The organism is Nocardia sp. NPDC058705 (assembly GCF_042749305.1).
Lineage (GTDB): Bacteria > Actinomycetota > Actinomycetes > Mycobacteriales > Mycobacteriaceae > Nocardia.
The window spans coordinates 55040-80912 of record NZ_JBHYRN010000025.1 but is presented as its reverse complement, the minus strand read 5'-3'; the positions used below and the strand labels follow the sequence as shown (position 1 = coordinate 80912).

At 66.7% G+C, this 25873-nt stretch carries 25 protein-coding genes; 16 read left to right on the top strand and 9 right to left on the bottom strand.

Translation table 11 applies throughout. The features are described from left to right. Position 1: 1 nt before the first annotated feature. A complete protein-coding gene (locus ACFW6D_RS24745; protein ID WP_379331838.1) occupies positions 2 to 1156 on the bottom strand; it encodes a cytochrome P450 in 1155 nt (384 codons plus the stop codon). Positions 1157 to 1323: 167 nt separating this feature from the next. Between ACFW6D_RS24745 and ACFW6D_RS24740 the strand changes: the two genes are divergently transcribed. From ACFW6D_RS24740 to ACFW6D_RS24705, 8 genes are all read left to right on the top strand, one after another. After that, complete coding sequence (locus ACFW6D_RS24740) at positions 1324 to 2352, top strand: 3-oxoacyl-ACP synthase III family protein (RefSeq protein WP_379331836.1); 1029 nt, start codon at positions 1324 to 1326, stop codon at positions 2350 to 2352. A gap of 6 nt (positions 2353 to 2358) precedes the next feature. Beyond that, on the top strand, positions 2359 to 3225 hold the full coding sequence (locus ACFW6D_RS24735) for a hypothetical protein (RefSeq protein ID WP_379331834.1): 867 nt from the start codon (positions 2359 to 2361) through the stop codon (positions 3223 to 3225). Continuing rightward, positions 3222 to 3578: a hypothetical protein gene (locus ACFW6D_RS24730; protein ID WP_379331832.1), complete on the top strand. Its 357-nt coding sequence runs from the start codon at positions 3222 to 3224 to the stop codon at positions 3576 to 3578. Before ACFW6D_RS24735 ends, ACFW6D_RS24730 begins: the two co-directional genes overlap by 4 nt. Before the next feature lie 160 nt (positions 3579 to 3738). Beyond that, positions 3739 to 4758 (top strand): NAD-dependent epimerase/dehydratase family protein, encoded by a 1020-nt coding sequence (locus ACFW6D_RS24725; RefSeq protein WP_379331831.1) that lies wholly within the window; start codon positions 3739 to 3741, stop codon positions 4756 to 4758. Then, complete coding sequence (locus ACFW6D_RS24720; RefSeq protein ID WP_379331829.1) at positions 4755 to 5507, top strand: glycosyltransferase; 753 nt, start codon at positions 4755 to 4757, stop codon at positions 5505 to 5507. Before ACFW6D_RS24725 ends, ACFW6D_RS24720 begins: the two co-directional genes overlap by 4 nt. A gap of 8 nt (positions 5508 to 5515) precedes the next feature. Continuing rightward, complete coding sequence (locus ACFW6D_RS24715; protein WP_379331827.1) at positions 5516 to 7030, top strand: class I adenylate-forming enzyme family protein; 1515 nt, start codon at positions 5516 to 5518, stop codon at positions 7028 to 7030. Positions 7031 to 7083: 53 nt separating this feature from the next. Continuing rightward, entirely contained in the window at positions 7084 to 7335 is a 252-nt protein-coding gene (locus tag ACFW6D_RS24710; protein ID WP_379231089.1) for a type II toxin-antitoxin system Phd/YefM family antitoxin, read from the top strand. Beyond that, the gene (locus tag ACFW6D_RS24705) at positions 7328 to 7741 is read left to right on the top strand and encodes a type II toxin-antitoxin system VapC family toxin (RefSeq protein ID WP_379331825.1); all 414 of its coding nucleotides are present in this window, start codon (positions 7328 to 7330) and stop codon (positions 7739 to 7741) included. Before ACFW6D_RS24710 ends, ACFW6D_RS24705 begins: the two co-directional genes overlap by 8 nt. An 8-nt stretch (positions 7742 to 7749) precedes the next feature. Here ACFW6D_RS24705 and ACFW6D_RS24700 read toward each other — a convergent pair whose 3' ends face one another. Continuing rightward, on the bottom strand, positions 7750 to 9027 hold the full coding sequence (locus tag ACFW6D_RS24700) for a hypothetical protein (RefSeq protein ID WP_379331823.1): 1278 nt from the start codon (positions 9025 to 9027) through the stop codon (positions 7750 to 7752). Between the two features lie 107 nt (positions 9028 to 9134). On the opposite strand from ACFW6D_RS24700, the gene ACFW6D_RS24695 reads away from it, so the two are divergent. Both ACFW6D_RS24695 and ACFW6D_RS24690 read left to right on the top strand, forming a co-directional pair. Continuing rightward, on the top strand, positions 9135 to 9413 hold the full coding sequence (locus tag ACFW6D_RS24695) for a hypothetical protein (protein ID WP_101466053.1): 279 nt from the start codon (positions 9135 to 9137) through the stop codon (positions 9411 to 9413). Then, entirely contained in the window at positions 9410 to 9733 is a 324-nt protein-coding gene (locus tag ACFW6D_RS24690) for a hypothetical protein (protein ID WP_379331821.1), read from the top strand. Before ACFW6D_RS24695 ends, ACFW6D_RS24690 begins: the two co-directional genes overlap by 4 nt. A gap of 6 nt (positions 9734 to 9739) precedes the next feature. Here ACFW6D_RS24690 and ACFW6D_RS24685 read toward each other — a convergent pair whose 3' ends face one another. From ACFW6D_RS24685 to secA, 3 genes are all read right to left on the bottom strand, one after another. Then, positions 9740 to 10153: a type II toxin-antitoxin system VapC family toxin gene (locus ACFW6D_RS24685; protein ID WP_379331819.1), complete on the bottom strand. Its 414-nt coding sequence runs from the start codon at positions 10151 to 10153 to the stop codon at positions 9740 to 9742. Positions 10154 to 10155: 2 nt separating this feature from the next. Next, entirely contained in the window at positions 10156 to 10422 is a 267-nt protein-coding gene (locus ACFW6D_RS24680; RefSeq protein ID WP_379331817.1) for a hypothetical protein, read from the bottom strand. A gap of 80 nt (positions 10423 to 10502) precedes the next feature. Continuing rightward, complete coding sequence (secA, locus tag ACFW6D_RS24675) at positions 10503 to 13295, bottom strand: preprotein translocase subunit SecA (RefSeq protein WP_379331815.1); 2793 nt, start codon at positions 13293 to 13295, stop codon at positions 10503 to 10505. A 246-nt stretch (positions 13296 to 13541) separates the two neighbouring features. Between secA and ACFW6D_RS24670 the strand changes: the two genes are divergently transcribed. The 6 genes from ACFW6D_RS24670 to bluB all read left to right on the top strand — a co-directional run bounded on the left by ACFW6D_RS24670 (position 13542) and on the right by bluB (position 20468). Further along, entirely contained in the window at positions 13542 to 14954 is a 1413-nt protein-coding gene (locus ACFW6D_RS24670) for a wax ester/triacylglycerol synthase family O-acyltransferase (protein WP_379331813.1), read from the top strand. 10 nt (positions 14955 to 14964) lie between these two features. Next, entirely contained in the window at positions 14965 to 15507 is a 543-nt protein-coding gene (locus tag ACFW6D_RS24665; RefSeq protein WP_379331899.1) for a DUF6912 family protein, read from the top strand. A gap of 131 nt (positions 15508 to 15638) precedes the next feature. Continuing rightward, the gene (locus ACFW6D_RS24660; RefSeq protein ID WP_379331811.1) at positions 15639 to 16769 is read left to right on the top strand and encodes a ferredoxin reductase; all 1131 of its coding nucleotides are present in this window, start codon (positions 15639 to 15641) and stop codon (positions 16767 to 16769) included. Positions 16770 to 17065: 296 nt separating this feature from the next. Then, entirely contained in the window at positions 17066 to 18466 is a 1401-nt protein-coding gene (locus ACFW6D_RS24655) for a fatty acid desaturase family protein (RefSeq protein WP_379331810.1), read from the top strand. Positions 18467 to 18563: 97 nt separating this feature from the next. Then, entirely contained in the window at positions 18564 to 19808 is a 1245-nt protein-coding gene (locus tag ACFW6D_RS24650; RefSeq protein WP_379331808.1) for a fatty acid desaturase family protein, read from the top strand. Between the two features lie 15 nt (positions 19809 to 19823). Beyond that, entirely contained in the window at positions 19824 to 20468 is a 645-nt protein-coding gene (gene bluB, locus ACFW6D_RS24645) for a 5,6-dimethylbenzimidazole synthase (protein ID WP_379331806.1), read from the top strand. Positions 20469 to 20517: 49 nt separating this feature from the next. Here bluB and hpf read toward each other — a convergent pair whose 3' ends face one another. The 4 genes from hpf to mtrB form a co-directional block, all read right to left on the bottom strand. Beyond that, positions 20518 to 21192, bottom strand: coding sequence for a ribosome hibernation-promoting factor, HPF/YfiA family (hpf, locus tag ACFW6D_RS24640; RefSeq protein WP_379331804.1), 675 nt, complete (start codon positions 21190 to 21192; stop codon positions 20518 to 20520). 257 nt (positions 21193 to 21449) lie between these two features. Continuing rightward, a complete protein-coding gene (locus ACFW6D_RS24635; RefSeq protein WP_379331802.1) occupies positions 21450 to 22094 on the bottom strand; it encodes a ComF family protein in 645 nt (214 codons plus the stop codon). A 35-nt stretch (positions 22095 to 22129) separates the two neighbouring features. Beyond that, a complete protein-coding gene (gene lpqB, locus ACFW6D_RS24630; RefSeq protein WP_379331800.1) occupies positions 22130 to 23947 on the bottom strand; it encodes an MtrAB system accessory lipoprotein LpqB in 1818 nt (605 codons plus the stop codon). Beyond that, entirely contained in the window at positions 23944 to 25818 is a 1875-nt protein-coding gene (gene mtrB, locus ACFW6D_RS24625) for an MtrAB system histidine kinase MtrB (protein ID WP_379331897.1), read from the bottom strand. The genes lpqB and mtrB overlap by 4 nt, the downstream gene beginning before the upstream one ends. Between the last annotated feature and the right edge of the window lie 55 nt (positions 25819 to 25873).

Below are 25873 nucleotides of genomic sequence, written 5' to 3'. Positions count from 1 at the left end.
TTCAGCGCACGAGGCGAATGCGCAGGGTTTCGTAGGTGGGGATGAAAACCTTTCGGCGGTACCGACGTTCGACGATCTCCCACGGACGACCCGCCGCGGTGAGCGCCTCGAGCAGAGCGGTGAGTTCGGAGTGGACCAGTTGCGCGCCGAGGCAGAGGTGACGGCCGCCGCCGAACCAGAGCTGTCGGGTTTCGGGGTTGTAGTCGCGGTCGACCCGGAACTCGCCCGCGGCGTTGTTGATGGTCCAGGTGAGAATCTTGACGTGCTCGCCCGCGCGCAGATCCCGATCGGCGACCCGGACGTCCGCGGTGACCGAGCGGCCGACGAGGTAGGCCGGGCTGGTGACGCGCAGGGTCTCGCGCACCGCGTCGGGCAGGCGGTCGGGGGCGGCGAGCAGGGCGCGGTGCTGGTCGGTGTCGTGCATGATCGCGACCATTCTGGTCATCGCGCTGGCGAGAGTGTCGGTGCCCGCGACGGCCATGAGGATCGCCAGGCCGCCCGCGTGCTCCACGTCGAGGCCCAGCTCACGGCAGCGGCCCAATGTGGTGTCGGGGTCGGCGCGGGCGTACGCGGCAGGGACATTGACGGCGAGCTGACCGGCCAGCTCACGGGCGCGGGCCACCGCGACCGGATCGAGGGTGGTCGATGCCATGGTGCCGAAACCCAGGTTGACCAGCTCTTCTACGTGATGGAACAGCCGCAGGAACAGCGCGTCCTCATCTTCGCTGTCGTCGCCGCCGATCGCCGCGGCGATGTCGGTGGGCCGCATGCCGACCAGGTCGGAGACGCTGCGGCCGACCAGGATCTGCGCGCGGGCGGCGATATCGACGGTCTCCCCCGCGGCGAGCCGTTCGCGCAGGTCAGCCAGGTCTGGGCCGATCACCCGGGCGACAAGGGCGTCGGTGTGGGTGAGGGTGAACAGGTCGCGCACCTTGGTCCGCAGGTCGGTGTGGCCGGGGCCTTCGAACAGGTCCTCGACCCAGTCGCCGATGATCTGCGCCCACCAGTGCCCGGCCGCACCCTCGGAGACGATGCTGAAATGGGTGCTGTCGTTGTAGATCTGGCGGGCCACCAGCGGATCGGCGACGAACCAGCCGAGTTTGGGCACGTTGCGGATCGGCCGCGCGAACCTTCCCAGCAGCAATAATCCAGGCAACCAGGGTTGACCTGCGGCGAGTAGGGTGAGTTCATGGCGTCGGGCAGTGCTCCACACCCCGGCAGAATCTAATCGAGCGGGTCCGATTAGTGAAGGTCTGTGGCTAGGATCGGCGAGATGCGCTGGTGGTGATCTGTGCATCAGGCGATATCTGGAAGTGAACGAGCATGGTGAGATCGACAATCGAAGCCCTCGGCGCGTACCTGCCGACCAGGGAAGTGACCACGGCGGAGTTGCTGGCACAGCTGGCCGTCGACGCGCCGCTGGATCTGGAGAAGGTCAGCGGGGTCAAGGCGCGCAGGGTGCGCGGCGAATCCGAGGACTCGTTCACCATCGCCTCAGCCGCTGCCCGCAGCGCCCTCGACAATTCCCGCTACGACGCCGTCGACCTGGATGTGATCATCTCCTGCTCGATCACCCGGACCCGCGGCGAGGACTTCTGCATGGAGCCGTCGTTCGCCCTGATGCTGCGCACCGCGCTCGGGGCAACGCGCGCGATCCATTTCGATATGTCCAATGCGTGTGCCGGGCTGATGACCGGAGTTCTGGTGCTGGACAGGATGATTCGGTCTGGCACGGTGCGGCGCGGCATGGTGGTGTCGGGGGAATGCATCACACCGATCGCCGATACGGCAGTACGGGAGATCTCGCAGAAGTACGACCCGCAGTTCGCCTCGCTCACCGTCGGTGACGCCGGTGCGGCCGTGGTGCTCGACGGCACCGACGGGCCGGGCCTGGACTACGTGGAACTCAACACCAGTGCCGCCTTCGCGAAGCTGTGCCTCGGAATGCCCAGCGATCAGGGGCCGGGCGTCGCGCTCTATACCGACAACCGGGCGATGCACAACGAGTCCCGGTATCTGCTGTGGACCTCACGCCAACAGGAGTTCCTCGCCGCGCGCGGATCGAGTTTCGCCGAGGAGGGCTACGACTACCTGATCCATCACCAATTCAGCGGGCCTGCCGTGGAATTGATCAACAAGATCGCCGAGCGCGAATTCGACGCGGCGATGCCGCCGGGGCTCGCGGTGCTGGAAAAATACGGCAACACCGCGTCGACCTCGCATTTCGTGGTGTTGCACGATGCATTGCGGCAGGGATTGATCGCGCCGGGGTCGAAGGTACTGCTGGTACCGGCCGCTTCCGGGGTGGTCGCCGGATTCTTGTCGGTGACAATCGGCGATCTGCGGGTATAGGACAGTATGGGAATCATCATTTCTTCGGCCACGACACGCAGTGGCGGGGTCAGCTCGGTCGGACAGGCGGCAGACGCCGCACGTGACGCGCTCGCAGGGGCCGGTTGTCGGCCCGAACAGGTCGACGCGCTGATCAACGTGGGGGTCTATCGCGACGCGAACCTCGTGGAACCGGCGGTCGCGGCGCTGATCCAGCAGGCGGCGGGGGTCGGGTTGGACTATCGGCGCGGTGATGTGCCGTGCCTGTCGTTCGATCTGATGAACGGGGCCTGCGGGGTGGTGAACGCGATCGGGGTGGCTGCTTCGCTGCTCGCCGATCTGCCGTCGGGACACGTGGTGGTCGTGTCGGGGGACGCGCATCCTTCCGATCGGGCTGATGCCGAGTTCGTCTTCGAGTCCGTCGGTGCGGCTTTCGTACTCGAGAACTACGCCGACGCCGCGGGATTCGGCGGAGTCCATGTGAGTGCCGGTGACGCGCTGCCCGATCCGCAGGGATACGTGAAGTTGTCGGCGATGGGGGCCGAAGGTCGTTCTTCGTTGACGGTCGAATTGCTCACCGGGACAGCCGAACTGGTCGAGCACGCCGCCATCGCCGCGCGTGACGCGTTGACCGCGGACGACATCGACGCCGGACGGGTGGTGTTGGTGTGCGGAAAGCCGACGCCCGACTTCGCCGCAGCGCTGGCCGCAGAACTCGGCGTCGGCGCGGTGGTAACCGATGAATTCGCCGGGGACGCACACACTTCCGCGTTGACCGCCGCATTCGTGGCCGCTCGGGACGCGGGACTGACTGATCGACCGTTGTTGTTCGTTGCCGCCGATGGCGGCCCCACCGCCGCGGCGGTGACCTATCGAGGGGTTGGTGTGCGGTGACGCGCTCCCTGCATGTTGTTCCTGATCCGGTGAGTCCGCCGCGGCACGGTCGACACCGCGCCTCCGACACTCCAGCGGGCGTGCCGAGCCGTGCGACGGTGCTGGCCTTGCGGTCGATTCCGGTGATCGGATGGGTATTCCTGATCGTCGGGGTGGTGCGGCCGTTCCGGGCCCGGTGGCTGCGGGTGGCGTTCTGGATCGATGTGGTGTTGAGCGTCGGGGTGCATGCCGCGCAGATTCCCGCAGCCCGCAAAGTGGCCGCTGAGCGGGGGATCTCCGGGCGCCGTGCGGCGGTGATGACCATGCTGTTCGGGGCTACCTGGTGGAAGACGCTGGGCGAGGGCAACCGGTGATCGGTGCGCCGGGCGGCGCCGGGGCCGGGTTCAGACCATGGGCGCTGGACGGAACCGGCTCCCCGGTTCTGCCCCGATCGGCACGCCCGCGCGCGGCTGATGAGGTACGGCGGCGCGAGACAGTTCAGTCCCGCTACGGATCGCGACCTGGCGTGGCGCGATGACTGTGCTGGTGACGGGCGCGACGGGGTTTGTCGGCGGGGCGATCGTGCGTGGACTGGTGGCGCGCGGGGTGCCGGTGCGGGCGATGGTGCGGGATCCGGCGTCGGCACCGGCGGGCGTCGAGGTGGCGGTGGCCGATCTCGCCGACGCGGGCGCGCTGGCGGCGGCGGTCGCCGGGGTGCGCACCGTTGCGCACGCGGCTGCTCTGCTCGGCGAATTCGGTAGGCCTGCAGAGTTTTTCGCGGTGAACGTGGCCGGGACCGATCGGCTGGTACAGGAAGCTTCGGCGGCCGGGGTCGAACGGTTCGTGTTCATCGGGAGCCCGAGTGCCTTGATGGCGCCCAGCGGTGGGGATCAGGTCGGGATCGATGAGACCGTGCCCTACCCGGCGCGGTTTCTGAACAGCTATTGCGAAACCAAGGCTGTCGCTGAGCAGTTGGTGCTGGCGGCGGATACGCCGGAGTTCACGACCTGTTCGTTGCGGCCGCGGGCGGTGTGGGGGCCAGGGGATCGGCATGGGCCGATCGTGCAGATTCTGGCGAAGTTGCGGGCGGGGCGGTTACCGGATCTTTCCGGCGGACGCGATGTTCGGGCTTCGCTGTGCTACATCGACCATCTCGTCGACGCTGTTGCGCTCGCGCTTGATGCCGAGAATATCGGCGGGCGTGCGTATTTCATCGCGGATGCGGAGCCGATCTCCGTGTGGCCGACCATGGATGCCGTGGCGGAGCGGTTCGGGTTGTCCGGGCCGAGCGTTGCGGTTCCCGCGCCGGTGCTGGGCGGGGCGTTGGCGGCGATCGAAACACTGTGGCGGATACCGGCCGTCGCGCAGCGGTGGACTCCCCCGCTGTCGCGGTACGCGGTCGCGCTGGTCACCCGATCAGCGACCTATGACATCTCCCGCGCCACACGGGAACTGGGCTATCAGCCCACGGTGCCGTTCGCGATCGGCTTGGACAATTTCCACCGCTGGGTCGATGAGGTCGGCGGGCTCGATCGACTGCTGGAGGATGCGTGAGTGATCTGTGGGTGGTGATTCCCGCCTTCAACGAGGAACTCGGCATCGGCAAGACACTGGATGCCATTGCAGCACAACAGGACACAGATTTTACCGTGGTCGTGGTCGACAACAACTCGACCGACGGCACCGTCGAGGTGGTCCGCGCCTTCGCTGCGGCACATCCGGTGCCGCGCATTGTGGTGATCGATGAGGCTTTGAAGGGCACCGGCGCCGCCGCCGATACCGGTATGCGCCACGCGATTTCGCAGGGCGCGACCCATCTCGCGCGCACCGACGCCGACTGCCTGCCCGCCCCGGACTGGACGCGACGGATCAGAGCCGGGTTCGATGCCGGGTTGCGACTGGTCAGCGGTCAGTTGATTCCGCGCACCGACGAAGGTGTGTCGTGGATCGACCGCACGATCATCCGGGTGGCACTGGAAGTGGCGTCGACATTCGGCAAGGTGCGTTCGGGTAATCGGGATCCGCGCTATCTCGGACCGTATGTGATGACGCCGGGCTGCAATATGGCGATTACCGCCGAATTATACGGTGCGGCAGGTGGATTCCCACGTACGGCGATCGAGGACCTGCACGAGGATCGGGCGCTGGCCAACGCGGTGCGCACGATCACCACCGACTATGGTCTGCGCCGGGACGTGCGGGTGTACGGCTCGAATCGGCGGGTGCGCGCCTGGGGTATTCGCAAGACGCTCGCCTGGTATGCCGACCATCGGTATCGGCCCGACATCGTCGATATCAGGTGAGGACACCGGTGACCGATTTTCTCGAAAAGCTTGCCGCACAGGCTGAACGGATTCCGGATGCGTCCGCGCTCGGGACGGTCGGCAAACGCGCGCTCACCTATCGGGAACTGGTGGATTCCATCCGACGGGTGGCGCACAATCTCGGGGAGGCGGGGTTCACGCCAGGTGACCGGATGCTGTTCTCGATCCGGCCGAGTGTGTCATCGGTGCTGTTGATCTTCGGGACGATTGCCGCCGGCGGGACGATCGTGTTCGTCGACCCTGGCGTGGGGCCTGAGCTATTCGCCAAGCGTGTCGACATGGTCGAACCCGGCTGGGCGGCAACGGAATCGCTGCTGTACGCGGCGAGTGGTCCGCTTGCCGGGTTCGGTCGTAAGAAGGGGCTGGAACTGCCGCGGTTCGGCGCGCTCGATGTTCGGCACATCCACAGCGGGGTGTGGGTACCCGGCACACCGTTCGGGTCGATTCCGTTGCGGCGGTTCACCGGTGACGCGCGCGAGGTTGCCCTGCCCGCTGCGGATCCGGATGCGGCCGCATTGATCGTATTCACCTCTGGCACCACCGATGAGCCGAAAGCCGTTGTGCACACCCGTGCTTCGCTCAGCGCGGGACTCTCGGCGATGGGTGGCAAAACCAGTCTCGCGCCCGGCGCCTTCCTGCACACCGAGCAGCTCATGATGGGGTTGCCCGCGTTGATGGCGGGAGCCCGGTGGGCGATGCCGAGGTATCCACGATTCGGCACCCACATCGACCCGGTGCCCTTCACCCGGAATCTACGCAGCGCCACACACGCGTTCTACACCCCCGCCGATCTGGCTGTGGCCCTCGACGCGATCGAGGCCGACACTGTCCCGGCCCCGCCGAATCTACGGCAGGTAGCGCTGGGTGGCGCTCCGGTCACGTCAGCCCTGCTGCGACGAGCACAGAAGTCGTTGCCCGACACCGAGTTTCTCGCCATCTACGGCATGACCGAGATCCTGCCGGTGGCCGTCGCGACCGGCGCCGCCAAGCTCGCCCACGACGGCGACCTCCTCGGCGCTCCCGTGCGCGGCGTGGAGGCGCGGATCGCCGACGACGGCGAACTCGTACTGTCCGGCCCGAATCTCTGTCGCGGATACCTCGGCACCGAGCCAATGACCGAGATCGCGACCGGTGACCTCGCGCGCTGGGACGGCAAGGAACTTGTCCTCACCGGCCGCAAGAAAGACATGATGATCCGGGGGAAGACCAACATCTACCCCGGCCTGTACGAGCCCGCGATCGTCGCGATCGACGGAGTGCGCGAAGCCATCATGGTCGGCCTGCCGGACGAGATCGGCGACGAGCGAATCGTGCTCGCCGTCGTCGCCGAACCGGAGTCCGGCGACATCGCCGCAGTCCTTCGCGACCGCCTGCCCCAGCTCATCGACACCACCGCCGTCCCCGACGACATCGTGGTTGTCGATCGAATTCCGGTCAGCGGCCGCACGAACAAACCGGACCGAGCGGCCCTGCGGGACATGGTGCGCGAACAGATCGCCTGAGTGCCCTTGTAGCATTCTGTACACGGCGTAGCGCTCGCGCGTACACTTGCGCTATGAAGCAAATCCAGCAGCGCGACCTCCGCAATGACAGCGGAAAAGTGCTCGCGGCGGTCGAAGCAGGCGAAAGCTTCATCATCACTCGCAACGGTAACCCTGTAGCCAAGCTCGAGCCGCTCGTCCGACGCACCTTCGTGCCCGTCTCCGAGCTGGCGCGGACGAGTGCCCGCTTGCCGCGTGTCGATTATCAGCAGTGGCGTGCCGATCTGGACGCGATGATCGACCCGGAGATGCCCGACGGTGAGTGAGTCCGCCGAACCACTCCATATCCTTCTCGACACATCGGTCCTCATCGACTACAGCGATGTTCAATCAAGCCTGCCCGCGGCCGCTGATGCCGCGATCAGCGCCGTCAGCGTGGCCGAACTCGCGGCCGGAATCCACGCCGCCAAGGATCCGGTGCGCCAGGCGCAGCGCCAACTGCGGTTTCAATGGGTGGTCCGGTCGTTCGATCCGCTCCCGTTCGATGTCGACGCGGCCCACGTTTACGGGTCGCTGGCTTTGCTCGTAGAACAAATCGGCCGCAAGCCACGCCGCCGGGTCGCCGATCTGCAAATCGCGGCGACAGCCGTCCAGCATGCGCTGCCGCTCTATACCCGAAATCCCGATGACTTCAAGGGGCTCGGGCCGCTACTCAACATTGTCGCCGTGTAGCTGCCAACTCAGCGGGTGACGGACTGGATGGTGTGGTCGGCCAGGGATTCGATGGTGGTGCGCGGGAGCATGGTGTCGACGTAGCAGAAGGTGATCGACATCGTGGCGTCGAGGGTGGCTACGGCTACGGTCAGGGCACTGGCGCAGGAGTTCGTTCCGGCGACTGTGAGCGCGGTGATGTCCAGTGGCTCAGGGGTTTCGGGTGGGGTCAGGTTGCCGAGGTTGCTGAGAGTGACGTTCCAGGGGGCGCGGCGGTCTATGAGTTCTATTGTGCGTCTGCCGGATTCAATCGAGCGGGGGCAGCCGTAGCGGATCGCGGCCAGGGCGGTGAGGTCTGTGTGCTTCGCTAATTGTTGAGTCAGTTGGGTTTTCGCTGCGCGGGCCGCGTCCCAGAGGAAGTTGGTCGGGCCGTAGGGGACGAACGTGGGGACTACCGCGGTGAACATGCCTGGCTCGTCGTCGGCCGGGGGTGGGAGCAGGCGGGTGCGGACGTCTACCGGGATGCCGATGCCCGCGACGCCGGAGGAGCGGGGGGCGAGGTGGCCGAGGGCGTTGGCCAGGGCGGCGGTCAAGGCGGCATTGACTGTGACGCCGTGCTGATGGCAGCGGGCGCGGAGGGTGGCGAGAGTATCTCCCTCGATGTGCCGAATCACGGTGCGGGTGCGGCGAATCGGTAGTGGTGGCGGGGTGCCCGGGAGGCCGGTCGGGCGGCGGGCCATGGCGGTGAGTTGGCCGGTGATGTTGGTGCGCAGGCAGCGTAGGAGGCGGGTGTGCGCGGGTGGGATGAGGTCGTCAGGGGGCGGGATCGGTTCGCGGGTGGCGGTCGGGAGCGGAGATCCGAAGGCGTAGGCGAGGATTCGCCAGACCAGTGCTGCCATCGAGCGGCCGTCGAGCAGGACGTGCGACAGGGCGAGGATCAGGTCGTGGTGTTCGTCGGAAGTGCCTGGACGCCAGGCTAAATCGATGAGACGGCCGGGTGATGTCGCGAGGTCGATGGGTTCGGCGAGTTGTTCGTCGAAGATCGAGCGCCACTCGTCGGGGTCTTCGACCATGCGGTGCAGGACCGGCAGGTGCGGGTCGGCGGACGGGGCGAAGCGCGGGCCCTCGACCACCGTTGTCCGAAGCAGGGGAAATTCTGTGAGCAGTGCGTCCGTCGCCTCTTCGAGGCGGTAGGCGCCGATCGGGCCCCGCACCCGCAAGCGGACCACACAATTCGCCGGCGACAATTGGTCGACGAGCCAGAACCAGCGCTCCGACGCCGACAGCGGCCGCATCACCTCACCCATCGCGGCACTCCCCTTTGTCGACAACTGTCACCGCGAGAGTAGCGAACCGATGCCCGCTCGAAACTCAGTTCTTTCACATGGCGTTACTACGTGAGTATTATGGACTTATGGGTTTCGAGTGGCCTGATTGGGCGATCGCTCACCTGATCGGCATCGAACCCAGCGAGGTTCGGCAGGTCCTCGCAGCGTCACGACGGTGGCCACGCCCGGCCTTCGACGGCCAGGTGACCGTGTTGACGGTGTGGGGGCGCACCACAGCAGGCCGCCCGCTGATCGTGGTGATGCGACAGCGGGAGGACTGGACGTGGGTGATCATCGGCGCACGCACGATGCGCGCCGAGGAACTGGCGCAATTCGAGCAGTGGGAAAGTGGGAGCCAATCATGAGCGAGCCGGGACTTCCGTCTAGCAAAGAAGAACTCGCCGACTTCATGGATCGGCTGAGTTTCTCCAACGAGCCCACCGACGCCCCACCACGCCTTCCGGTCAACGAAGACATCATGGTGACCACGTCGATCCGCCTCCCCCTCGGCTTACATACACGCCTGAAATCCCTAGCCGACGAACGCCGAGTAGGCGTCTCCACTCTCCTACGCGAATGGGCCGAAGCGGCAGTCGCCGAAATAGACGACGAAGACCAGATGATCTCCCTCGCCGAAGCCAAACGCGCCCTCTCCCGCGTCCACCCGATCCACCGGGCGAGTTGAGGTCGGCTATCGCGGCGCAGCACCCGCCGACGCCGTCAGGACACGCACCGTGCAGGTGACCCCCGGCGCGTTCGCCAGTCGTGAATCAGTGGTGAGCAGATCACAACCGTAGGCCTCCGCCGCCGCGACGTAGGCGGCGTCGTAGGCGGTCAGATTGTCGTGTAGTTCCCAGATTCTGCGCACGAGAACGCGGGTGACCGGGACTTCCGGGTCGAGTTTCTCCACAGCCGTCACCGCTCGGGCCGCTTGCTCGGCGCTGATCGTGCCCGCACGCATGAAACGGCGAATCACCGAGAGAACCTCCACGGTCCAGTGCTGAGGCGCGATCCAGCGATTGTCGGCTTCGAGAGCCGCACGACAGCTGTCACCGAGCGGGTCGGGATTCAGCAGAGCATGGGCGAACACCGAAGCATCGACCACGATCACTCCCCGATCTCCGGCCCACCGAGCACCGAATCACGCTCAGCGCGTTCAGCATCCAGCGCCACCACCACGTCCCGCGAAGCGAACGCGACATCCCACGTCACCGGACTGAACTGCTTGAGCACCGCGAGGTTGTCCTGACGACGAACCTCATCACGAACCAGATCGAAGAGAAAAGCCTGCAACGACTGCCCCCGCCGCCGCGCCAACGCCACCAACTGATCACGCATCGGCTCAGGAACGTCACGAATCTGCAAGGCAACCATGCATGCAATAGTACATGCACCATCGGGCAAAAACGAGGGCTCCCACTCAAAACCGTGGGAGCCCTCGTGGCCGGTCGTGATCAGCGGCGGCGCTTGCCCTTTGAGTCGGTGCGGGCGGCTACGCGGCGTTCGCGGCGGGTGCCGGATTGCTGTTGGCCGCCGTATTCCTGGGCGTCGGAGTGGGATTCGGCGTGGCCGTCTTCGGCGGGGCCCGAGTAGTTCATGGCTCGGGGGGTGGTGTCGCCGATTCCCTTGGCGCGCAAGGCGGGTGGGGCTTGGACGGGGGCGTCCTGGACCGGGGCGCCTACTGGGGAGCGCAGGCCCTTGTCGATGGAGACGCCTTCGGGCTGGGGCTGCTGGACCTCTACCTGGAGGTTGAAGAGGAAGCCGACGGATTCCTCTTTCAGGCCTTCCAGCATGGCGGCGAACATGTCGAAGCCTTCGCGCTGGTATTCGACCAGGGGGTCGCGCTGGGCCATGGCGCGCAGGCCGATGCCCTCCTTGAGGTAGTCCATCTCGTAGAGGTGTTCGCGCCACTTGCGGTCCAGGACCGAGAGCAGGACCTGGCGTTCCAGGTTGCGCATGGCGCCGACGCCTGCGAGGCCGTCGATTTCCTGTTCGCGCTTCTCGTAGGCGTTGTGGGCGTCCTCGAGGAGGAGCTCGCGGAGTTCGTCGCGGCTGAGTTCGCCCGCGTCGCCGGTGGCGGTTTCGCCGGTGAGTTCCTTGTGGTCAAGGGTCACCGGGTAGAGGGTTTTGAGAGCGGTCCAGAGCTTGTCCAGGTCCCAGTCCTCGACGTAGCCCTCGGCGGTGGCGCCGTCGACGTAGGCGGTGGTCACGTCGGTGATCATGTTCTGAACCTGACCCTCCATGTCCTCGCCACGCAGGATCTGGTTGCGCTCGCCGTAGATGACGGTGCGCTGCTGGTTCATGACCTCGTCGTACTTCAGCACGTTCTTGCGGATCTCGAAGTTCTGCTGCTCGACCTGGGTCTGGGCGCTCTTGATGGCCTTGGAGACCATCTTGGCCTCGATCGGGACATCGTCGGGCAGGTTCAGGCGCGTCATGATCGCCTCGAGGGCGGCACCGTTGAAGCGGCGCATCAGCTCGTCACCCAGCGACAGGTAGAAACGGGACTCGCCCGGGTCGCCCTGACGGCCGGAGCGACCGCGCAGCTGGTTGTCGATACGACGCGACTCGTGGCGCTCGGTGCCGAGCACGTAGAGACCGCCCGCCTCGCGGACCGTTTCGGCGTCTTCCTCGGTCTGCTTCTTGACCTGCTCGAGCGCGGAGTGCCAGGCGGCCTCGTACTCGTCGGGGGTGTTCACCGGGTCAAGACCCTGCTTGCGCAGGAGGATGTCGGCGATGATGTCGGCGTTGCCGCCGAGCACGATGTCGGTACCACGACCGGCCATGTTGGTGGCGACCGTGACCGCGCCGGGGCGACCGGCCTCGGCGATGATCTGGGCTTCCTGCTCGTGGAACTTCGCGTTCAGAACAGAGTGCGCCACACCGCGTTTGGTGAACTGCTTGGACAGGTACTCCGAGCGCTCGACGCTGGTGGTACCGATCAGGACCGGCTGGCCCTTCTCGTGGCGCTCGGTGACGTCGTCGACGACGGCGGCGAACTTGGCCTCTTCCGACTTGTAGATCAGGTCGGACTGGTCCTTGCGGATCATCGGCTTGTTCGTCGGGATCGGGACCACGCCGAGGTTGTAGGTGGCGTGCAGCTCGGCGGCCTCGGTCTCGGCGGTACCGGTCATACCGGACAGCTTGTCGTAGAGGCGGAAGTAGTTCTGCAGGGTGATCGTGGCCAGGGTCTGGTTCTCCGGCTGGATCTCGACCTTCTCCTTGGCCTCGATCGCCTGGTGCATGCCCTCGTTGTAGCGGCGCCCGACCAGGATGCGGCCGGTGAACTCGTCGACGATGATGACCTCGCCGTCGCGGACGATGTAGTCCTTGTCGCGCTGGTAGAGCTCCTTGGCCTTGATCGCGTTGTTCAGGTAGCTCACCAACGACGAGTTCGCGGACTCGTAGAGGTTGTCGATGCCGAGCTGATCCTCGACGAACTCAACGCCCGCCTCGTGCACGCCGATGGTGCGCTTCTTGATGTCGACTTCGTAGTGGACATCCTTCTTGAGCAGCGGCGCGATGCGCGCGAACTCGGCGTACCACTTCGAGGAGGCATCGGCAGGGCCCGAGATGATCAGCGGGGTGCGGGCCTCGTCGATGAGGATGGAGTCGACCTCGTCGACCACGGCGAAGTTGTGACCGCGCTGGACCAGATCGTCCAGGGAGTGGGTCATGTTGTCGCGCAGGTAATCGAAGCCGAACTCGTTGTTCGTGCCGTAGGTGATGTCGGCGTTGTAGGCCACGCGGCGCTCGGCCGGGGTCATGCCACCGAGGATCACGCCGACCTCGAAACCGAGGAAACGGTGCACGCGGCCCATCCACTCGGAGTCGCGCTTGGCGAGGTAGTCGTTGACCGTGACGACGTGCACGCCGTCGCCGGAGATCGCGTTCAGGTAGGCGGGAAGCACACAGGTCAGGGTCTTGCCCTCACCGGTCTTCATCTCCGAGATGTTGCCCAGGTGCAGCGAGGCGCCACCCATGATCTGGACCTTGTAGTGCTTCTGGTTCAGCACTCGCCACGACGCCTCACGTGCCACGGCGAAGGCCTCGAGCAGCAGGTCGTCGAGGGTTTCACCGGCGGCGTAACGCTCGCGGAACTCATCGGTCTTGGCGCGCAGCTCGGCGTCGGTCAACGACTCGATCTCGTCGCCGTACGCGATGACCTCATCGGCGAGGTTCGAGAGCCGCTTGACCATGCGACCTTCACCAATCCGTAGCAACCTCGTCAGTGTCAGCGCAGGCACGGGTCTCGTCAGTCCTCTGGTCGGAGTTGTGTTCAACGGCGATGGTAGTCCGCAGACCACCGTACCCGGCGGCGCGGACCCGTGCCCGACGTACCGGCGCACTCATTGCCCCAGGTCACGACGCTCGGCGAGCCTCGTTGCCCGGCACTGCTGTTGAACTGCCGTGACGTAGGATGTAGCGCGTGCGGCGATCAGCGCCATGCGCCCGCGTTGCGTGCTACGGCACCGGAAGGAGTATCGGAGCGCGTGATCACGAGATTGACGCCGCAGGACTCGTCGTTCTACCGGCTCGAATCGAGCAGCAATCCGATCCACATCGGCTCTCTCGCGATCCTGAACAACTCCTCCCCTGACGCATCGGGCCAGGTCCTTGACTACGAGCGGCTCGTCGACCTGGTCGAATCCCGGCTGCCGATGGTGCCGCGCTATCGCCGCAAGGTGCGCGAGATCCCCCTGGCGATGGGCAGGCCGGTCTGGGTCGAGGACAGTCGCTTCGACATCAGCTATCACATCCGCCGCTCCGCACTGCCAGGTCCCGGCAGCGACGAACAGCTCTACGACCTGGTCGCCCGGCTCGCGTCACGCCCCCTGGACCAGGGGCGACCGCTGTGGGAGATGTATCTGATCGAAGGGCTCGCCGACGGGCGCGCCGCGGTGTTCACCAAGTCGCATTCGGCGTTGGTGGACGGTGACACCGCCCTGGAGATCGGTCACGTGATCCTCGACAACTCGCCCTTACCGCGCGAACTGGCCGACGATGCCTGGCGGGCGCCGCGCGAACCGTCGGATGTGGAATTGCTGGCGGGGGCACTGTCGCAGTTGGCCGCGCAGCCGCGCGAGGCCTACAGCGTGATGCGCGATGCCGGATCGAACGCCTTCGGGGTGGTGCGCGGCACGCGGATGGCGGTGAAGGCCGCGGCCAATGTGGTGCGCGCGGCGACCTCGGGCGCGGCGCCGGACAGCCCGCTCAACGCCCGCACCTCACGCAGCCGGCGCTTCGACGTGGTGCGCACCGATCTCGAGGACTACCGCACGATCCGCCGCCATTTCGACTGCTCGATCAACGACACGGTGCTCGCGGTGGTCACCGGGGCGCTGCGCAACTGGTTGCTCTCGCGCAACGAGGCGCTGATCGAGTCGACCAATCTGCGTGCGGTGGTGCCGATGTCGGTCTACGTCGACGGCGACAACCAGCTGACCCCGGCCAGCGAGGTCTCCTCGTTTCTCATCGATCTGCCGGTGGGCGAACCGAATCCGACGATGCGCCTTTCGCACATCTCGCACGCCACCGAGGCCGCGGGCCGCACGCGTCGCGGGGTGCGGGCGCGCACGCTCGTGCACCTGGCTGGGTTCGCGCCCGCGAGCCTGCACGCGATGAGCGTGCGGGCGGCGAGTACCTTCGCCGACAACAGTTTCAATCTGGTGATCACCAACGCGCCGGGACCACAGACCGCGATGTACATCGGCGGGGCGCGCATGCTGGAGATGTATCCGGTATCGCCGCTGCTGCGCAATCAGACGTTGAGTTTCGGACTCACCTCGTACGACGGTCAGGTCTTCTACGGACTCAACGCCGACCGCGACGCCATGGCCGACATCGATGTCCTCGCGGCCTCGGTGCACGAATCGATGGAGGAGTTGCTCGGTGCCTGTCTCTGAGAACGACACGATGCGCGTCTATATCCCCGCGACGATCCCGATCCTGCGTCAGCTGGTCGACGACCAGGAGCTGTTCCCGCTCGGCGGAACCGCGTTCGCCGTGACGCCCGCCCTGCGCGAGGCCTACGCCGCCGGTGACGACGAGGAGCTCGCGGAAGTGGCGATGCAGGAAGCCGCACGGGCCTCCATGCGGCTGATCGGCGCCGAGCGCGACGGGCTCGACGAGGTCGTCGACAACGAAGGCGCGGCGACCGACCCGGGCAGCCCCGTGTATCGGCGCGCGGTGATCGCGGCGGATGTGCCGGGGGCGAAACTGCGGCCCGATCTCGACGACGCCGTGGTGAAGCTGTCGGGGCCGGTCACCTTCAAGCAGATCGCGGCGGTTCACGTGGACCTGGCCGATGCCGAACCGCAGGTGGCCAAGGCCGTGGACGTCATCGACGCCGCCGACCTCGGCGACACCGACGCCGAATTCGTGCTCGGCGACGCCGAGGACCACCAGCTCGCCTGGTACGCACCCCAAGAAGTGCCGTTCCTGCTCGAGCTGTTGTAACAACTGTTTGTCGCGGGTCGGCGCGGTTGCTCACTGTTCACAACTGGCGCTGAACCTACGATGCCGTAACCTTGCTGCGAGCGAGTCACCCCACGGTGACTCGAATGCACGACAGGGAGAAATCGCAGCAAATGGTCCTCAATAAGTTCCGGGAATGGCTCGAAGCACCGGCGGCGCAGGTCGCTGACCGCGGCGGCAAGCTGAACGTGTTGCGTGGCGCGGTAGCCCGGGTGACCACTCCCCTGCTGCCCGACGACTACCTACACCTGGCCAACCCGCTGTGGTCGGCGCGCGAGCTGCGTGGGCGCATCGTCGAGGTGCGCAAGGAGACCGCCGACTCGGCGACCCTGGTGATCAAGCCGGGCTGGGGCTTCGATTTCAAGTACCGGCCCGGGCAGTACATCGGCATCGGCATCCTGATCGACGGCCGCTGGAACTGGCGTTCCTACTCGCTCACCTGTCCGCCCGACTGGACCGGCGAGGGCGGCAAGCGACTCATCTCCATCGCGGTGAAGGCGATGCCAGAGGGCAAGCTGTCCAGCCACCTTGTCAACGGAGTGGCCGAGGGCACCATCGTGCGCCTTGCCGCGCCGCAGGGCGGTTTCGTGCTCCCCGAGCCGCCGCCGGCGAAGGTGCTGTTCCTCACCGCGGGCAGCGGTATCACCCCGGTGATGTCGATGCTGCGCACGATGGACCGTCGCGACGGCGTCCACGATGTGGTGCACGTCCATTCCGCGCCCACCGACGCCGACGTGATGTTCGGCGCCGAACTACGCGCCCTGCACGACAAGCACCCCAGCTTCGTCTCACACCTGCAGCTCACCGACGCGCAGGGCCTGTTCTCCCTGGCCAGCCTCGACGAGCTCTACCCCGACTGGCGCGAACGCGAGACCTGGGCCTGCGGACCCGCACCGATGCTCGACGCGATCGAGAACCACTGGAAGAGCGCCGGTGTGGCCGACAAGCTGAACATCGAACGCTTCGAGGTGGAACGCTCCGCGGTCGGCGAGGGCGGCACCGTGACCTTCGGCACCACCGGACGCACCCTCACCGTCGACGGCGCCACCAGCCTGCTCGAAGCAGGCGAGTCCGTCGGCGTGCAGTTGCCCTTCGGCTGCCGGATGGGCATCTGCCAGACCTGCGTGGTCACCCTGTCCGCCGGACACGCCCGCGATCTGCGCAACGGTGACGAACGTCAACCCGGCGACAAGGTCCAAACCTGCATTTCCGCCGCCGCGGGCGACTGCACGCTGGACATCTAACCGGTTGCGGAACCGGGGAGCGGGTACCCTCGAAGTAGGCGTCGGCCATAACCTTGACCGACGGCAATCGCTTAGGCCCCTCACTTCGATCAACTCTCGAGGGCACCCGCTAGGACCACTCACAGGACACAGCCAGTGAGCGCCGAGTTTTTCGCGGCGCAGCCGCGGTTTTCGGCCGCCTCGATCTGGACTCCCCCGGTGGGTGCGACGAAGGAGTGCCCGCAGGGAGGGAAGATCGAGGTTACGAGGCCGAAAACCCGCGGCGCCAGCCGCTATTAAACACAGGAGGACCCCCGGTGGCCATCACCGATATCCAGGCCTTCGCCCATCTGACGGCGGCCGACATCGAGACCCTGGGGAAAGAACTCGATTCGATCCGCCGAGAGGTGGAGACCTCGCGTGGCGAACGCGACGCGAAGTACATCCGGCGCACGATCGCGGCCCAGCGCGCCCTCGAGGTGGCCGGTCGCGCGGTGCTGTTCGGCAGCCGTAACCGGTGGGCGTGGCTCGGCGGTACCGCGATGCTCTCGGTCGCCAAGATCATCGAGAACATGGAGCTGGGCCACAATGTGAGCCACGGCCAGTGGGATTGGATGAACGACCCCGAGATCCACTCCACCACCTGGGAGTGGGACATGACGGGCACGTCGTCGCAGTGGCGGCGCGCGCACAACTACTCGCACCACACCTACACCAACGTCCTCGGCAAGGACGAGGATCTCGGGTTCGGCATTCTGCGGATGACGCGCGACGAGCAGTGGCGCCCACTGCATCTGGCCCAGCCCGCCGCGAATCTGTTGCTGGCCGCGACCTTCGAGTGGGGTATCGCGCTGCACGATCTCGGCATCGAGAAGGAGCTGGCCGGGGTCGAGGCGGGCACCCTCACCTCGCCCGCCGACATGGACTTCTACCGCAAGGCGGGACGTCAGGTCGTCAAGGATTTCGTGATCTACCCGGGGCTCACCGGCCCGGCCTGGAAGTCGACGCTCAAGGCCAACGCGACCGCCAACCTGGTGCGTAACCTGTGGTCGTACGCGGTGATCTTCTGCGGGCACTTCCCCGACGGTGCGCAGAAGTTCGCCGCCGAACAGCTCGACGGGGAAACCCAGGGCGAGTGGTACCTGCGCCAGATGCTGGGCAGCGCCAACTTCAAGGCCGGTCCCGTGATGGCGTTCATGAGCGGCAACCTCTGCTACCAGATCGAGCACCACCTGTTCCCCGACCTGCCGAGCAATCGGTATTCGGAGGTGGCGGTGCGCGTGCGCGAGCTGTGTGACAAGTACGACCTGCCCTACACCACCGGGTCGCTGGGCAAGCAGTACCTGCTGGCCTTCCGCACCATCCACAAGCTGGCACTGCCGGACCGCTTCCTCAAGCGCACCGCCGACGATGCGCCCGAGACCTCCTCGGAGCGCAAGTTCGCCGGTATCTCGCTGCCCGAGAGCCTGCGAGTCGACCCGGAGACCGGCAAGCGCTTCGGGCTGCGTTCGGCGCTGCACGATGCGAAGGTCACCCTGGAGATCAAGGCACGGCACGAGAAGGAAGTGCTGCGCGAGGCCAAGACGGCGCTCAAGGCACGGGCACGTCAGGAGAAGCTGGCGCTGCGCGAGGCCAAGCGAGCACTGGGCGAACGCGCGGTGCGCGAACGTGGCCTGCTGCGCGACAAAGCCGCACGTCGTATGGCCCGACACGCCTGATAACATTTACATCTCGATTGCGCAATAGGACTTTTCACACAATTCGGCCCGAAAATCGCCAACCTACGCTCTCGTAACTTACGGTACTGTAGCCGCCATGGCGATCTCGGATGTCAAGGAATACGCGCACCTCACCGCAGCGGATGTCGAAGCTCTAGGTGCGGAGTTCGATGCGATCCGCCGGGAGATCGAATCCTCCCGCGGCGCGGCGGACGCGCGCTATATCCGCAACGTCATCCGGTTACAGCGCGCGCTCGAGATCAGTGGCCGCACCGTCCTGTTCGCCAGCTTCCTGCCCCCGGCCTGGCTGGCCGGTGTCGCCCTGCTCGGCTCCGCCAAGATCATCGAAAACATGGAGATCGGGCACAACGTCATGCACGGGCAGTGGGACTGGATGAACGATCCGGAGATCCACTCCACCGCATGGGAATGGGACAACGCGGGCCCGTCGGCGCACTGGAAGATCACCCACAACTTCCTGCACCACAAGTACACCAACGTGCTCGGCATGGACGACGACATCGGCTACGGCCTGCTGCGCGTCACCCGTGACCAGCGCTGGATGCCGTTCTACCTGGGCAACCCGGTCTACAACCTCATCCTGCAGGCGCTGTTCGAGTACGGCGTCGCGATCCAGCACCTCGAACTGGGCAAGATCGCCAAGAAGAAGTGGGACAAGGACTCCCCCGAGTGGAAGCAGTTCGAGGCCGACCGCGCGCTGGTGCTGAAGAAGATCGGCAAGCAGGCCCTCAAGGACTACGTGGTCTTCCCGCTGCTCACCGGCCCGTCGTTCGTCACCACGCTCACCGCCAATATCGCCGCCAACGTGGTGCGCAATGTGTGGACCAACGCGATCATCTTCTGCGGGCACTTCCCCGACGGCGCCGAGAAGTTCACCAAGGCCGACATCGAGGGCGAGACCAAGGGCGAGTGGTACCTGCGCCAGATGCTGGGCAGCGCCAACATCAGCGGCGGCCCGCTGCTGCACTTCATGAGCGGCAACCTCAGCCACCAGATTGAACACCACCTGTTCCCCGACCTGCCGAGCAACCGCTACGCCGCCATCGCGGTACGGGTGCGTGAGCTGGCCGAGAAGTACGACCTGCCCTACACCACCGGTTCGCTGCCGGTGCAGTACTTCAAGTCGTGGCGCACCATCCTCAAACTCTCGCTGCCGAACAAGTACCTGCGCCACACCACCGACGACGCGCCGGAAACCAAGTCCGAGCGCCTGTTCGCCGGCAACACCGCCCCCTCGATCGACCCGGTGACCGGGCGTCGTCAGGGCCTGCGCACCGCGCTGGCAGCCGGTCGTAAGCTGGCCCGCCGCACGGTCGGCTGACCCGGCTGCGGTTGTATGGTCGGCGTGAGTGCCGACCAACTGAGCGTCTACGACGCGATCCGCCTGCGTCGTGATGTGCGCGCCGAATTCACCGGCGAGCCGGTCGACGACGAGACCCTGCTGCGAATTCTCGACGCCGCGCATCGCGCGCCCAGCGTCGGGAACTCACAGCCGTGGGATTTCGTAGTGGTTCGTCAGCCAGGGACGCTGCGCCGTTTCGCCGAGCATGTGGCGGACAAGCGGGTCGAGTTCGGTGCGTCGCTGCCTGCCGAGCGGGCGGCGACCTTCGAGCCGATCAAGATCGACGGCATCATCGAGAGCGGCACGGGTGTTGTTGTCACCCACGATGATTCGCGGGGCGGGCCGCAGGTGCTCGGCCGGGCGAGTGTGCCCGAGACCGGCCTGTACTCGACAGTGCTGGCGATCCAGAACCTGTGGCTCGCGGCGACCGCGGAGCAGGTGGGGGTGGGCTGGGTGTCGTTCTACGAGCCGGAATTCCTGCGCGAACTCGTCGGGCTGCCCGCCGGGATCAAGCCGGTGGCCTGGTTGTGCGTGGGGCCGGTGGCGGAATTCCAGCAGGTGCCGGATCTGGAACGGTTCGGCTGGCGTGCGCGACGTTCGCTGGCCGAGGCCGTGCATCACGAAACCTTCGGTGGCTGAGACGAATCCGGGCACCCGCTCGTAGCGGATGCCCGGCTGGGTCGACGTGCTAGGCCAGCTTGATCAGGCCGTAGTCGAAGGCGTGTCGGCGATAGACCACCGACGGGCGGTCGGTCTCTTTGTCGTGGAAGAGGAAGAAGTCGTGGCCGACCAATTCCATCTGATAGAGGGCGTCGTCCACCGACATGGGTGTCGCGGTGTGCACCTTGGTGCGCACGATGTGACCGGGGCCGGTGTCCTCGGCCGCCTCGTCGTGGTCGTGCGCGGCGGAACCGTCCGGCAGTGCGAACAGCGAGTCGTCGACGAGTGTCGCGGTGGCCTGCGCGACCGAGACCGGCGTCTTGTCGCCGTAGTGCACGACGCGCCGCTTGTCCTTGGTCCGGCGCAGTCTGCTCTCGATCTTCTGGACGGCCGATTCGAGCGCGGCGTAGAAGCTGTCGGCGCACGCCTCGGCGCGCACGATCGGTCCTCGGCCGCGCGCGGTGATCTCCACGCGCTGACAGGCCTTGCGTTGACGACGGTTGCGTTCGTGGAACAGTTCCACATCGAAGAGGAAGATCGACGGGTCGAAGCGCTCCAACCGAGACAGCTTCTCCGCGACATAGATTCGATAGTGGTCAGGAATTTCGACGTTGCGACCGGAGACCACCACTTCGGCGTTCGGGGTCTCGAATTCGATCGTCTCGGTGGCACCGTTCTGTAGTGCCTGTGAAGAAGTCGTCACGCGTACCTCCCGGATATGGCCGCTCTACAGAAGCGAAGGGCGGCGGGATTGAGCTGTGCCGATCGGGATTCGCCCGGCACCTGTATCCGCGGCACCACCTCCCAGAGCTGTATTGAACTGGCGCCTTCGCGAGGGCCTGCGTGGTTACGCTGCGCTGCCGCCTTCGGCCCGCCGTCTCAGGCGCCGTGTTCGGTGTGTGCTCGCGACGCTAGTCCGCCACGAGCAAGTCCGCCACTGTTCACGCGAACTTTCCTCAGTCAAGCCGCGCAGGTCACCAAAACCGCGCGCGGAACTATGCCGATTCGGCTAAGAACACGTATCGATTCGCAGGCGGTGGCACCGGTGGTGAGTACGTCGTCGACCAGCACGACCTGCGCATTTGCGCCCAGCGCTGCCCCTTCGTCCGGATCGAGGACAGTCATGATCTTGCCGCGCAGATTGTGGGTGCGTTCACGCGGCGTCAAGCCCACAGAATCACGCACGCCGCTGCCCATGCGCAGTAGTGGCGCGGTTTGGCAATCGAGCAGCCACCGTGCCGCGATCACGGCCGAGCGGGCCACCGGATCACCGCCACGGCGACGGGCCGCGGCGGATCTGGTCGGTGCGGGGACGAGCAGCAGCGGGCGATCGGGAGCCCGTAGCCGAGCCAGCGCGTGGGCCAATGCCAGGCCGAGTGGCACGGCAAGATCACGCCTGCCGTGCTCCTTTGCCGCAAGCACGGCCCGTCGGCCGACGCCCGAGTAGGGGCCGAGTGCCCAGCACGGCACCCCTGGATCGGCACGAGGCCGGACCCGAACCGGGCCGCGGCCGAGTTCGTCGGCGCATCCCGCACACCATTGCTCACCGAGCGAACCACAGCCCCCGCACCGGTCGGGCAGAACCAGATCCAGCAGCGCCTTCATAGCAAGCGAGTATGGCAGCGGGCACTGACAATTTTTCAACTCGGCAGGACGGGTACTACCTGTTCTCCGGTCAATCCGGGGACCTCGCGCCAGAAGCGGTCGTTGCGGGTCGGATCGGCGGTCTGGAGCTGCAGGACGGCCCTGGAATCGGCCACGTACTGCGTGGCGGGGGACGCTGTCACCACTCGGACCGGCGGGGTGAGGTTCTGTGAGGTCACGGCGCTGAATTGTGAGCCGTCGATGGAGACGGTGAAGACCGGGTCCACGTTGCCTTCGCGCGCGACCATGATCGTGTCACCGGTGACCCAGCTCAGCGAGACCGCGCGCGAGCTCAGGCCCAGCGCCAGCGGCAGCGGGGAGGTGAGCGCGTACTTGCCGTCGGGGCGCCGTTCGACCACCGCAACGTAGACCTTGCCGTCGGCGATCAGCGCCGCGCGCACGCCGGTGCGGGAGATCACCACCTCGCTGATCGGCGTCCGCGGTGCACCGGTGCCTTCGAGCAGGGCCGAGATGTCGACGTCTTCGGTGGACACGTTGCCCGTGGCGCGGTCGGTGACGGCCCTGATCACCCGCTCACCGTCGATCACCGTCCAGGCCGCGCCGCCGTCGTTGGTCCAGGACGGTCGGGCGATGCTGGCGCCCTCGGCGACCGCGAACGCCTTGGCGCCGTAATTGCCGATGAGCAGCGTGCGGGCCGGTTCGGGTGTCGGTTTGTTGGAGTCGGCGACCGCGGCGACGAACTGGCCGTCGGCGGAGATACCGACCGACTGCAGGTTGGTCGCTTCGCCGAACGAACCACTCGGCGTGACGATCCCGTCGGGGGTGACCTGCACCAGGGTCCCGTTGCGCAGGGCGTGCAGGCCGATCCGGTTCTGACCGGGCGCCGAGGCGCTGTACTGGTCGACATCGGCCACCGACCAGCCGGTGGCCGCGTACCGATCGTCGAGCGGTTTGCCGTCGGCGAGCAGCACGTACGGGCCGAGGATCTCGGCGCCGGACAGCGTGAGCACCACCTGCGCGGCGAGCAGTTCCCGGTCGCGCTGGCCGAGCCCACCGATCCCGGCGAAGTCGATGCGCACCCCGCCGATACCGACACCGACATCGCCGGGTTCGTTGTTGGCCCTGGTGATCGGACCGCGTAGCGAGACCGGCTGTGCCAGCTGGTTGCGTACCACCGGGGCGATCGCGGACTGCGGTCCCTCGGCGAGCATGCCGATCAGTCGCTCGGTGAGCTGGGCGCGCGGCACCGAGATCCAGCGCGGATCGGGGACGAGCAACGAATTGCCCGGGTCGATGTAGTGCAGGACGTTGCGGTGATAGGACTTGACGAAGGCGTCGTTGTCCATCACGACACCCGGCGGCAGCTGGGTGATCCGCCACTCGCCGTCGATCTTGCTCATCTCGATCTTGTTCTCGAGGGTGCCCTCGGTGGCGCGGTAGCCGCCGTCGCGGGCGAGCTCGCCGACCTTGCGGGCGCGCAACACATAGCTCGCGGTGTCGCCCGAACGCGACTCGCGCAAGGTGTCGGGTCGGTCGTCGACGATGGTGGTGCTCGCCTCGTCGTTCCAGCTGCCCGCGGTCTCGGGTGCCATGTACTGGCGGGCCGCGGCGTGCCGGTTGGCGGGATCGGCGCTGGCGGTGAGGAAGTCACCAAGCAGCAGGTCGGGGTCGCGGCCTGCGATCGGCGGAGTCGGACCTTCCGAGGTGGGGGCGCGGTTGATCGTGCCGAGTGCCTGCGGTGCGGAGGACTCCGGCAGGCTCGCGCACCCGGTGAGCACCATCAGGGCGGCCAGCACCGCTGCGACCAGTGCCGCGCCGTGCCGATCCCGACGATCACCACGCGCGCTGGTCATGACTCCGACTCTCCCGTCTCGCTGGGTTTCGATGTGTCGGCGGGGGCAGTGCCGCGGCCGTTCGTCTGCGCACCCGCCGGGTCGACGCCTGGCTCCCCCACCGAGGTTTCGGCGTCGCGCGGTACGACCATCTCATGTCCGTCGGAATCGACACTCGACGGTTCGGCTCCGGTCGGATCGACGACTACCGGCTCGACCACTATCGCGGTGGATCCAGCCGACTCGGCGCCGGTCGACTCGGCAGCGTCGACATCGACGGCAGGCACGTCGATGATCGTCGGCTCGGCGGCTTCGATTTCCGGCAGCGCGGGGACCTTGCGCAACATCGGTTCCAGCGCCAGCGGGCTCTGCCCGAGCTTGCGGCCGCGCACCATCGGCAGCAGCAGCCGGAAGCTCGCGCCGACGCCAGGGTCGCCCCATGCTTCGAGCCTGCCCTCGTGCAGATTCGCGTCCTCGACGCTGATCGACAGGCCGAGCCCGGTGCCACCCGAACGCCGCACCCGCGAGGGGTCGGAGCGCCAGAACCGGTTGAACACCAGCTTCTCCTCGCCCGGTCGCAGCCCGACGCCCTGATCGCGCACGACCGTCGCAACGGCATTGGCCTCGGCGTCGCCGCGCATGCGGATCAGCACCGGCTTGCCCTCGGAGTGGTCGATCGCGTTGGCGAGCAGGTTGCGCAGCACGCGTTCGACGCGGCGCGGGTCGACCTCGGCGATCACCGGCTCCTCCGGCAGGTCGATCACCACCTCGATCTCGGCGTCGCGGGCCAGGTGGCGCACCGTGGAGATCGCGGCCCGCGCGCACATCCGCACATCCAGTGATTCGACCTGCAGTTCGGCAACGCCCGCGTCGTGGCGCGAGATCTCGAGCAAGTCGTTGAGCAGGCCTTCGAACCGGTCGAGTTCGTTGACGAGCAGCTCCGAGCTGCGGGCGAGCGCGGGATCGAGTTCGTCGCTGGAACCGTGGATGAGGTCGGCGGCCATGCGCACCGTGGTGAGCGGGGTGCGCAGTTCGTGGCTGACGTCGGAGGTGAAGCGGCGCTGCAGATTACCGAATTCCTCGAGCTGGGTGATCTGGTTCGACAGGCTCTCGGCCATCTCGTTGAACGCCTGCGCCAGCCGCGCCATGTCGTCCTCGCCGCGCACCAGCATGCGTTCTTTGAGTCGGCCGTCGGCGAAGCGGCCCGCGATCCGTGCCGCCGACCGGATCGGCAGCACCACCTGTCTGGTGACAAGGGCGGTGATCGCGGCGAGCAACACCAGCAGCACCACGCCACCGATGAGCATCGTGCCGCGCATCAGCGACAGGCTCGATTCCTCGCTGGCCAGCGGGAAGATCAGGTAGATCTCGAGCGTCGTGACCTCGGCGCTCGGACTGCCGATCACCAGCGCGCGCCCTCGATAACCGTCGGGGTCGGCGACGGTGGTGAACTGGTAGGAGATCTGGTCGCGCTGGACGAACCGGCGCAACTCCTGCGGCACCTCGCCGAGCGGGCCCTCGTGGATCTCGCGGGGCGGATTGCCGCCGACCATCGCCAGCGCGGAGTCGAAACTGCCCGCGGCGCCGGTGGACTGACCGGTGCCGCCACGGCTGGACAGCGCGGCGCGGGCGTCGGCGAGCTGCTCCTGGCTGCTGCCCGTCTGCACACCGGACATCTTGTTCTCGATCGTGCTGCGGGCACGTTCCATTTCCTCGACGGCCGCGTTGATCTTGGCCTCGAGGAGCCGGTCGGTGATCTGACCGGTCAGCACGACCCCGAGGATCGTGATCACGATGAGCGAGAGGGTCAGCGTCGAAACGATGACTCGCAGCTGCAGCGAACGGCGCCACAGATGGCCGAGTGCGGTCCCGACGGCCTGGAACCAGGCCATGATCGGAGTCGCCCATCCCCGCAGCCGCGCCACTGGACCAGTGGTCACAGCGGCG